This window comes from Neobacillus rhizosphaerae, assembly GCF_050477885.1.
Lineage (GTDB): Bacteria > Bacillota > Bacilli > Bacillales > Cytobacillaceae > Neobacillus > Neobacillus rhizosphaerae_A.
Genome location: NZ_JBCNAC010000160.1, coordinates 1 through 2,018 on the forward strand (window position 1 = coordinate 1; position 2,018 = coordinate 2,018).

Here is a 2,018-nt window from a genome sequence, read left to right on the forward strand (position 1 = left end):
TTTTTTGTACAGGTTTCTTTATATAATGATAGTAAGATGGAAAAGAATGGTGGTGATAGTAAAATGAGAACGAAGAAACAATATTTATTTATTGATTTTGAATTCACAATGCCTGAGCGAAATATGCGTATGAAAGACTTTTTTGCGGAAATCATCGAGGTTGGAATAGTTGCCGTAGTTGATGATGAGGTTACGGAACAATTTTCATCCTATGTTACACCACTTAAATTCCCAAAACTATCAGAACGCTGCAAATCATTTTTACATATTTCACAGCAGCAAGTTGATAAGGGGTTATCAATTTATGAACTTATAAAAAAGCTGGAGGAGTTCAATAAAAATAACTATGATACCACTATTGTTACTTGGGGAAATATGGATATGAAGGTCTTACGGCATAATTGTTTAAAGGCGGGTGTGGCATTTCCTTTTAAGGCGGCTGAATTAGATTTGTCTATGGAATATAAACGGTTCTTTGGTGATCAAAATCAAACTGGCCTATGGAAAGCTGTTCAGGAATATGGCAAAGAAGGGACAGGCAGGCACCACCGGGCATTAGATGATGCGTTGACTACCTACAATATATTCAAACTTGTTGAAAAGGATAAACGTTACTTGGAAAAACCAAAACCAACAACTATTGGGGATCGTATTGATTTTTCGAAGCTATTAAATGAATTTGCATAAAAGGCCAAATCATTCAAACTGATTTGGCCTTTAGTATTCTATAACTTATAATCTTTTTCTAATGCTGCGAGCGCTTTTAAGCTCATTTCGGCCCATTCTGATGGAGCTTCCTCGAGGTCTTTTTTCATTTTGGCCATAGCATCTTTTAATGATTCCTGATAATTAGGGATTTCACCTTCAAACTGTTTTACCATTTGTTTTGGAATATTTGCTTGCTCCCTAAATGCGAGTGCCCTTCTTTCATGGAAAATTAGAACATCAGCATCCTTGGGATTATGTAGATCCCCTTGCATCGGATGTTTAAGAACACCCAAAACTCTTACTAGATAATGCTGAGGTCGAACCTCCGTTAATTCCCCAATATATTTCCCTGTTTTATAAATCCCTGTAACAATATCACCAATTTGTAACTCCGACACATCCATCACTCCTACCATCTAATTGATTCTTCTTTCATTTTATTACGAAACATAGTAAATTAAAAACAATGTGTGAAATAATATTCATTCGTTTAAAGTGGATAATTGGAGGGAAGCTAAATGAGAAAGAAATTGCAAATAATTGTCACATTAATGACAATCGTTCTAGTATTGGCAGCATGTGGGACAAGTGCGAAAAAGGAAGAAGCAAAAGTGAAAACTGCCACGCCAAAAACAGAACAAAAGAAAGGAGACGAACAAGTGTCAAATACAGTGTATCCTCAGTTAACTACTGAAGTGGCTGAAAATGAGAAATTGGTTGAAATGGAAACGTCCATGGGGAAAATTAAAATTAAATTATTCCCAGAATACGCACCAAAAGCAGTCGAGAACTTTGTGAAACACAGTGAAGAAGGGTATTACGACGGACTTATTTTTCATAGAGTTATAAATGATTTCATGATTCAGGGCGGAGACCCTAATGGGAATGGAACAGGTGGAGAAAGCATTTATGGCAATCCGTTTGAAGATGAATTCTCCAATAATCTTTTCAATCTACGTGGTGCCCTTTCAATGGCTAACTCCGGTGCAAACACAAATGGAAGTCAGTTTTTTATTGTTCAAAAGACCTCTCTAGATCCATCTATGAAATCGGAAATGGAAAAAGCAGGTTATCCAAAAGAAATGATTGAAGCCTACGATAAAAATGGTGGTACCCCATGGCTCGACCATCGCCATACAGTTTTCGGTCAAGTGGTTGAGGGAATGGATGTCGTGGACAAGATCGCCAGCACACCAGCTGATCCAAAGGACAAGCCAGAAAAAGACGTAGTTATCAAAAAAATTACCGTTTTAAAATAAAGGCTATGGAAGAACATTGTTGATACTATACCCTGTTGGTTGGAGCGGAAG

At 37.0% G+C, this 2,018-nt stretch carries 3 protein-coding genes; 2 read left to right on the plus strand and 1 reads right to left on the minus strand.

Annotated features, from left to right (window positions below; genetic code table 11):
• Positions 1-63 precede the first annotated feature (63 nt).
• On the plus strand, positions 64-687 hold the full coding sequence (gene kapD / locus ABES03_RS21335; protein WP_430120460.1) for a 3'-5' exonuclease KapD: 624 nt from the start codon (positions 64-66) through the stop codon (positions 685-687).
• Positions 688-725: 38 nt separating this feature from the next.
• Here kapD and ABES03_RS21340 read toward each other — a convergent pair whose 3' ends face one another.
• Positions 726-1,106, minus strand: coding sequence for a kinase-associated lipoprotein B (locus ABES03_RS21340; protein WP_430120458.1), 381 nt, complete (start codon positions 1,104-1,106; stop codon positions 726-728).
• 324 nt (positions 1,107-1,430) lie between these two features.
• Here ABES03_RS21340 and ABES03_RS21345 point away from each other — a divergent pair, with 324 nt between their 5' ends.
• Positions 1,431-1,967 carry a peptidylprolyl isomerase gene (locus tag ABES03_RS21345; RefSeq protein ID WP_430120462.1) on the plus strand — a complete coding sequence of 179 codons (537 nt, stop codon included), beginning with the start codon at positions 1,431-1,433 and terminating at the stop codon, positions 1,965-1,967.
• The last annotated feature ends 51 nt before the right edge of the window (positions 1,968-2,018 follow it).